Annotated in this window: 7 protein-coding genes and 1 tRNA gene; all 8 read left to right on the top strand. The window is 40.8% G+C overall.

Annotated elements, in window-relative coordinates; translation table 11 throughout:
• Window positions 1-132 precede the first annotated feature (132 nt).
• Window positions 133-208 (top strand) — tRNA-Thr (locus AC3LHT_RS01415).
• A gap of 44 nt (window positions 209-252) precedes the next feature.
• On the top strand, window positions 253-1,647 hold the full coding sequence (gene tilS / locus AC3LHT_RS01410; protein WP_488661739.1) for a tRNA lysidine(34) synthetase TilS: 1,395 nt from the start codon (window positions 253-255) through the stop codon (window positions 1,645-1,647).
• A 13-nt stretch (window positions 1,648-1,660) separates the two neighbouring features.
• On the top strand, window positions 1,661-3,583 hold the full coding sequence (ftsH, locus tag AC3LHT_RS01405; RefSeq protein ID WP_488661740.1) for an ATP-dependent zinc metalloprotease FtsH: 1,923 nt from the start codon (window positions 1,661-1,663) through the stop codon (window positions 3,581-3,583).
• Entirely contained in the window at window positions 3,580-3,975 is a 396-nt protein-coding gene (locus AC3LHT_RS01400) for a thioesterase, FlK family (RefSeq protein WP_290644420.1), read from the top strand. Before ftsH ends, AC3LHT_RS01400 begins: the two co-directional genes overlap by 4 nt.
• On the top strand, window positions 3,962-5,425 hold the full coding sequence (locus AC3LHT_RS01395) for a B12-binding domain-containing radical SAM protein (protein ID WP_488661738.1): 1,464 nt from the start codon (window positions 3,962-3,964) through the stop codon (window positions 5,423-5,425). Before AC3LHT_RS01400 ends, AC3LHT_RS01395 begins: the two co-directional genes overlap by 14 nt.
• A gap of 2 nt (window positions 5,426-5,427) precedes the next feature.
• Window positions 5,428-6,147 (top strand): response regulator transcription factor, encoded by a 720-nt coding sequence (locus tag AC3LHT_RS01390; RefSeq protein WP_068346194.1) that lies wholly within the window; start codon window positions 5,428-5,430, stop codon window positions 6,145-6,147.
• Between the two features lie 3 nt (window positions 6,148-6,150).
• Window positions 6,151-7,401, top strand: a complete 1,251-nt coding sequence (locus AC3LHT_RS01385; protein ID WP_290644413.1) for a sensor histidine kinase — start codon at window positions 6,151-6,153, stop codon at window positions 7,399-7,401.
• A partial coding sequence (locus tag AC3LHT_RS01380; protein WP_488661737.1) for a thymidine phosphorylase occupies window positions 7,398-8,313 on the top strand: 916 nt, incomplete at its 3' end. The genes AC3LHT_RS01385 and AC3LHT_RS01380, both read left to right, overlap by 4 nt.

Below are 8,313 nucleotides of genomic sequence, written 5' to 3'. Positions count from 1 at the left end.
CCCGAAAAATAGAAGAAGAAATGGAGTACCCAGGTGTGGTAAAAGTCACTGTAATCAGGGAAAGACGGAGTGTTGCATACGCCAGTTAACCATTTGACACTTCAGACTTACTAAGGTAAAATACTGCTGAGTGCCAACGTAGCTCAATCGGCAGAGCGGCTCATTCGTAATGAGCAGGTTGTGGGTTCAAATCCCACCGTTGGCTCCAGCGCCCATATGGGCGCTTTACTTTTAGTATGGGAAGTGATTCATATGACCTCCGCATTTGCAGAGAAAGTGCTGAGATTCATTGAAGAGTATAAAATGATCAAGCCTGGTGAGAGGATTCTTGTAGCAGTGTCCGGTGGAAAAGATTCGATGGCCCTTCTTCACTTCTTAAGCGAAAACGCTGTTTCTTTAGAATGTGAATTAGTTGCCGCAAATCTCGATCATGGCCTTAGAGGTTCTGAAGGACAATTAGAAGCCAAAATGATCAGAGCTTTTTGTGAAAAAAGAAAGATACCCTTCTACCACAAGATGGCTGATGTGAGAAAATTCATGTTGGAAAACAGGGGTTTATCTCCTGAAGAGGCAGCAAGGTTGAAAAGATTGGAGTTTTTAAACAGCGCAAAGACATTTTTCAAAGCTGATAAAGTCGCTATTGCGCATCATTTAAACGATTTAGCCGAAACTATATTAATGAGACTGATTCGTGGCACGGGGTTAAAAGGGCTGTTAGGAATGAAGCCCGTCGATGGATTTATAATCCGCCCGTTTTTGTCCACGACGGTGCATGATATCAAAGATTATGTTACAATTAACATGATTCCATTCAGTAGCGATAAAACAAACGTTATTGAGGATTTTGACAGGAATTTTATCAGGCATCGAATCACGCCATTGCTAAGGCAACTGAACCCGGCATATGAAAGGGCATTTTGGAGATTTTTTTTGAACACTTTAGAAGATTACGGTTTTTTGGAGAAAAATGTTGCCGAATTAATGAAGTTAACCTTATGGATCAATGGACAAGCTCTTGTTGAGAAAGAAGCTTTAATATCCCGTGAATGGCCCGTAGTTGCAGAGTATCTAAGAACAGTTGTACAACGCCTTTCAAGGAAGGGTTATCCACCGACACGAGAAAGGATAATGGCATTAAAAAAGCTTTTAAGATCTCCTAGAAATGGTTGGACAATCCAATTTTCAGACGGAGTTGATTGTGTTAGCAAGGGCAAATACATCATATTTCATAATGAACTCTTTAGCACCAGTTCATGGTCAAAGAAAATTGAAACGTTTCCCAGCAGCATCGAAATGGAATCCGGCAAAGTATGGATTGATATTGTGAAAGATATTCCGGAGAGTATGGACGGTAGCGATATAGCTGTATGTCCAATTAGCGTGGTCAGAATGCCTTTGTTGTTGAGGAAGGCATTGGAAAGTGATAAATTTGTACCCTTTGGTTTGCATAGCAGCAAAAGCGTAATATCACTTGCGGCTCATGAGGCACCACCGGACGTGTTTTTAAATCTCATGGTTCTGGAAGACAGCAAAGGAAGGATTTTATGGATTCCCGGGGTGAGAGTGAGCGAGCATTGCAGGTTTTGTGGCGAAGAAAACGAATTTCTCCTCTTTAGGTTCGAAAGGAGGTCAACACGTGGAACGTAGACCCAAATTTGGTATGATTTTATTTTACTTGGTATTTGGCATATTTCTCATAGTGGCACTTAGGGGTCTTTATCCAAGTAATGAAGTGAATACAGTTCAATACAGTGAATTCATTAGAGAACTCGAGCTGAATAACATAGAGGAACTGGTTATTTATGATGATGGGCGAGTTGCATATTCGAAATTTATCAGCGGTAAGCCAAAGGCTTATCAAACATATGTGTCGCCGCAAACGCTTTCTACTGACCAGTTTCAGTCTCTGGTTGATAATTTGGTGAAAAAGGGCGTAGAAGTGAGATATGAAAAGAGTAACGATTCAATGTTCTGGGTCAACCTGCTTGGAACAATAATACCTCTTGCCATAATCATATTCATCTGGTTTTTTGCCATGCGGTCATTATCGGGAAGAAATTCACAGGCTTTTACGTTCACAAAAAGCCCGGCGAAGAAATATGTAGCGTCAGGAAAAAAGGTGAGTTTTAAAGATGTTGCAGGCGTTGATGAAGCTGTCGAAGAACTGAAGGATGCGGTCAGTTATTTGAAAGACCCCAATATTTTTTCTGAAACGGGAGCGAGAATGCCAAAAGGCATTTTGCTTGTTGGACCGCCGGGGACCGGGAAAACGCTTCTTGCAAGGGCCGTTGCAGGTGAAGCCGATGTTCCCTTTTTCTTTATAAGTGGATCTGACTTTGTAGAGCTTTTCGTTGGTGTTGGTGCGGCGAGAGTAAGAGATCTTTTTACCCAAGCGAAAGCAAACGCTCCGTCTATAATTTTCATAGATGAGATCGATGCCGTCGGAAGACATAGAGGGGCAGGGCTTGGTGGCGGACATGATGAAAGAGAACAAACTCTAAACCAGATCCTTGTGGAAATGGACGGATTCGATGAAAAGTCCGGAGTCATTGTAATGGCTGCAACAAACAGACCCGACATTTTGGATAGGGCTCTTCTCAGGCCTGGAAGATTTGATAAGAAAATTTCCGTTGATCCGCCTGATGTTAAGGGAAGGGTGGAGATATTAAAAATTCACATGCGAGGAAAACCCATTGATCCGGATATTGATGTATGGCTGCTTGCACAAAGAACTCCGGGCTTTGTTGGTGCGGATTTAGAAAACCTTATAAATGAAGCAGCTATACTCGCAGCTAGACGGAAAAGAAAATTAATAGGAATGAATGAATTTGACGAAGCCATTGATAGAGTTATTGCAGGTCCAGCGAAGAAATCAAAAATAATGAATCCCAGAGAAAAGCGTATAGTTGCATATCATGAACTTGGGCATGCTCTTGTTGGATTGACTTTGCCAAACGCCTATCCGGTCCATAAAATATCTGTAATTCCGCGCGGAGTAGCAGCTCTTGGTTTTACACAAAGTTTGCCAGCAGAGGACAAGTATCTCAATTCAAAATCCGAAATGCTTGATAACCTTGCTCAAATACTTGGAGGAAGAGCCGCTGAAGAAGTGGTTTTTGGTGAAATCACCACCGGTGCTGCCAATGACCTGGAAAAGGCCACTACCATTGCTAGAGCGATGGTATGCCAGCTCGGCATGAGTGAAAGACTTGGCCCAATCGCATGGGGCCGGGAAGAAAGTGAGGTATTTCTGGGCCGAGAATTAACTCGCATGAGGAATTATAGTGAGGAAATAGCAAGTGAAATAGACAACGAGGTCAAAAAGATAGTGTTGACTTCTTATGATAAAGCGAAGGAAATCATAACCAGATTTCGAGAAAAATTGGACAAAGCGGCAAATGACCTCATTGAAAAAGAAACGATCACAGGCAGGGAACTTGCAGAAATAGTGGGTTTAGTTGAGGATGGAAATTACTACCGCGAACCCGAGCTTGATAAAGGCAAAACAGGTGCTGATAAAAAGCAAAAGACTCTTGAAGATAAAGAACAAAAGACTCTTGAAAATGAAAGGGAAGAAGCATGAAGCTTGAAGAACTAAACGGGAAGCAATTTACTGCGAATCTGGAAACCGATAGTCCTGAATTTTTGTGGAGAGAACGCCCTGATGTTGAAGGATTGAATCTCATGTCAACCAGTGGCATTCAGAAAATGTTGTTGAATTTTTCAAGAGAAATGCTGAGTCCCTTTGAATCGGAGTCGGAAGTGTTCGTGGTTACTTTTGTCAAGCTGGAACATATCGATATCGCGCTTGTGAAGAGGCCTTTAGAGCTAAATTTCACAATCAGTGTAAAGGATAGAAATGTGATTTTTGAAGGCGTTGCAAGCCAAGAACACATATTGGTGGCAAAATACACCTTGGTAAGGCGAAAAGTGTCTCTTGAAAGCATTGGAAGGAGACTAAGTGAGAAAGCCTAGGACTTTGGATTCGTGGCGTGAATACAATAAAGTTCTGGCCTATCAAAACACTGAAAGTTTTCTAGAATCTGTTGATTTGAATGGATCACTAGAAGTGGCGCTGATTTATCCAAATGCCTATGAAGTGGCTAGTGCGAGTTTGTCTTTTCACGATTTGTACGCTCGTTTCAATGCTTTACCAAATGTAAGGTGTGAGAGGTTCTTTTTCGATAGGTCATTCAAAAAATTTTACTCCATAGATTCCTTGAAGCCGCTGGATGAGTTCAGAATTTGGGCTTTTTCAGTGCATTTTGAATTAGATGTGTTGAATATTATCGATGTGTTGCTTGGTTATAAGATACCGCTGTTACACGAAAAAAGGAACGCATTTCATCCAGTTGTGGTTATCGGTGGAGCTCTGACTTATTTTAACAATGCGCTTTTGAGCTTGCTTGGAGATGTGGTTCATTCAGGGGATTTGACAGATGAATTTTTGTCAATCTTGAGGTCTTTGACAGGAAAAGAGAGTCGTTCTGAAATAATCAATGCTTTTAAAGAAGACCCAAATGCGGTTGAAGGGGAGGACTTTTTGCCCGCAATATCGCACAAGCTATCAAAAAGTGTCTTCATGACCGACAAGGCCGCTTTTGGTTCTCGGTTTTTAATAGAGATAGGAAGAGGATGCAAAAGGGCGTGTAAGTTTTGTGTAGCTGGGCATACTTTTGGTAGAGAAAGGTTTCTTCCCCCCGATGAGTTGAAAAAGGAAATTGATTCACGTAAAGGGCAGATTGAAAACGTTGGTCTGGTTGCAGCAACTGTTACTGATTACCCATGGCTTGAAGAAGTTATTTCTTATTTCAGTAGCGAAAGATTTAAGGTTTCAGTTTCTTCGTTAAGGCTTGACTCACTTTCAGGAGAGCTGTTGCAGCTACTTAAAAAGTCAGGTCAAAGCCAATTTACCATTGCCCCTGAAGGTGGAAGTCAGAGAATTAGGAATAGTTTTTCAAAAGGGATCAGTGAGGAACATATTCATAAAGCCTTAAAAATGGGTCTGACTGCCGGATTTAAAAAGATAAAATTGTATTATATTTTTGGAGCTATCTTTGAATCAGAAGAAGACAGAAAGGGTATTGTTAAGCAGATTCACGAAGCAAGAAAAATGGGATATTCACAGGTTGTAGTAAGCTTGAATCCATTGATACCGAAACCCAGAACGCCCTTTGCGGAGTTACCAATGCTGGATATTGATAAACTACGAAAAATTGAATTTGAATTGAGAAACCAGCTCAATATGAAAGGTGTAAAAGTAGATTTCGAAAGCTTGAAAGAATCAGTTATGCAATTTAGTATAGCCAACATAACCAGCGATGATGCCATAGAATTTCTTGAAAATAGATCTTTTACAACTGAAAGAAAAAAATATCTTCTGGGTCTGGCAAGAAGAATTAATTCAAAGCGAAAGGAGTGGTGAGAATGGCCAAGAAAAACATCCTTGTGATCGATGACGAACCTTCTATAGTTGAACTTTTGGCGTTCAATCTCAAAAAGGAAGGTTACGATGTTTTCAAAGCTTACGACGCTGAGGAAGCGCTACGTGTTTCTGAAGACAATGAAATTGACATGTTCATCGTTGACATTATGCTTCCTGGAATGGATGGGTTCGAACTTGTTAGAAACCTTAGAAGCTCAGAGAAATACAGACAAGTTCCAGTCATTTTCCTCAGCGCAAGAAGTGAAGAATTCGATAAAGTACTCGGACTCGAACTGGGGGCTGACGACTATATAACCAAGCCTTTTAGTGTCAGAGAGGTATTAGCAAGGATTAGAGCTGTATTCAGAAGAATTCAGCAAAGTATCCAGGCTAAGGAGGAAAGGCCGAAGAAGATAACGGCGAGAGATCTTGAAATCGATACAGAAAAGTATGAAGTCAGAGTTCGCGGAAAGCTAGTGAGCCTTACCCCATTGGAATTTGAGTTGTTGAGGTTCCTTGCTGAAAATGAAGGAAAAGTCTTTAGCAGGGATGTGCTTCTCGATAAATTGTGGGGATACGATTATTACGGAGACACAAGAACTGTTGATGTGCACATCAGAAGACTGAGAACAAAGATCGAAGAAGATCCATCAAATCCCAAGTACATAATGACAGTTAGAGGAAAGGGGTACAAATTCAGGGATCCTGGAAAGGAAGACTGAATCTTGATTTATGTTATAACAATAATGGCAGCGCTTATTGCGCTGCTGTTTTTCGAATTTTTAACTTGCAGAAGGACTATAAGCAGATTCATGAAGATAAAGAGACGCATAGCTCGGTTAACAGGAGTAGATGAAAAAGCTGAAATCATCAGCGTTTATGACGCGCTGAGAAAACTCATCAGGGATAAAGACACACATATCGAAATGCTCACTGGAAAAGTCGAATACATGAGAAATGTACTTGATAACATGAACGAAGCTTTTCTCATCGTTGATGAAAACGGGAAGATCGAATATATCAACAATGCTGTTAAAAAGATTGTAGATACCTCCGGGATAATAGGGAAAAAACTAACAGATGTACTGAACAATTTTTTCATAGGAGATCTTTATGAAGAACTAATGGAGACAAAAGCACCGCAGCATAGCGAGATCACGTTCTTTGGAACCAGGAGGGAATATTTTGACTGTGAAATGATACCCGTTTCCCACGCAGGTGTGAACCACGTAATCATCATTTTGAGAGATATAACAAAGGAAAAACAACTGGAAGCGATCAGAAGAGAGTTTGTGTCAGACGTTTCTCATGAGTTAAGAACGCCTCTTACTTCGATTCATGGATATGCGGAGACGCTTTTGGATCATGATCTGAACGACAAAGAAACGGTTAAGCATTTTTTAAGCATCATTGAAAAAGAATCTGCGAGAATGACAAGATTGATCAATGACCTCCTTGATGTGGAGAAATTAGAATCGGGAGATGCTCAATTCGCAGTTACGGATGTAGAGCTTTCAGAAGTTGGTAGATATGTTTTGAAAATAATTGGTAACCTCGCCAAAGAGCTCGGAATAAAGGTTATGAATGACTTTGAAGAAGGAGTTTTTGTTGAGGGTGATTTTGATAGACTGGTACAGCTAACCTTAAACCTTGTGGACAATGCAGTCAAATACACAGCTGTAAAAGAACATGGTCCAAAGGAAGTTTGGCTTCGCATATATGCACTGGCAAATTTCGCCTTTATTGAAGTAGAAGACACAGGTGTAGGCATTCCAGATGAAGCGCAGAAAAGGATATTCGAAAGGTTTTTCAGAGTAGATAAAGCGCGTTCACGGAAAATGGGCGGTACTGGTTTGGGGCTGGCTATTGTAAAATTTATTGCTGATAAGTTGAATGCCACAGTTGAACTTGAAAGTGAATATGGTAGCGGGACAACCTTCAGAGTAAAAATTCCACTTAAGAAGGTGATAAAGTGAGGATCTACGATATTATTTTGAAAAAAAGAGATGGTGATTCTAACACAAAAGAAGAAATCCGAACCCTTATTGAAGGTTATGTAAAGGGTGAAGTCCCCGATTATCAAATTTCCGCCTGGCTTATGGCGGTCTTTTTCAATCATATGACACCCAAAGAATGTTCAGACTTAACGGAAGTAATATTGAATTCCGGTGAAAAAATCGATCTTTCTTCAATAAAAGGAATTAAGGTAGATAAGCATTCCACAGGCGGTGTTGGTGACAAGGTTACTCTGGTTCTTGGTCCCATTGTTGCTTCGCTCGGCTTAACTTTTGCGAAGCTTTCTGGAAGAGGACTTGGACACACTGGTGGTACGATAGATAAACTGGAATCTATTCCTGGTTTTAAAACAACTCTAGAAAAGGAAGAATTTTTTTCAATCGTAAATAATATCGGGATTGCGGTAGCTGGCCAAACTGCAAACATTGCTCCCGCTGATAAGAAGTTGTATGCGTTGAGAGATGTTACCGCAACTGTTGATGAAATCTCGCTTATTGCTTCCAGCATTATGGGTAAGAAACTTGCAATCGGTTCCGATATCATAGTGCTTGATGTAAAAACCGGTTCAGGAGCTTTCATGAAAAAGCTTGAAGACGCCCGAAAACTCGCGAAAGCAATGCTCGATATTGGAAAAAGACATGGAAGAAAAATGTCAGCAGTTGTAAGTGACATGAACCAACCTCTTGGAAATATGGTGGGGAACGCACTTGAAGTTCGAGAAGCCATAGAAACACTAAAAGGGGAAGGGCCAAAGGATCTTTTGGAACTAACGGTTGCCATTGCGGAAAGAATGGCAATTTTATCCGGAATAGTTGATGGAGAGAGCGCAAGAAAAATGATCTATGAAACCATCACCTCTGGCCGAGCACTCA

It is taken from the genome of Kosmotoga sp. (assembly GCF_982836095.1).
The sequence above is the reverse complement of the archived record's forward strand: the minus strand, read 5'-3'. Positions and strand labels throughout refer to the sequence as shown.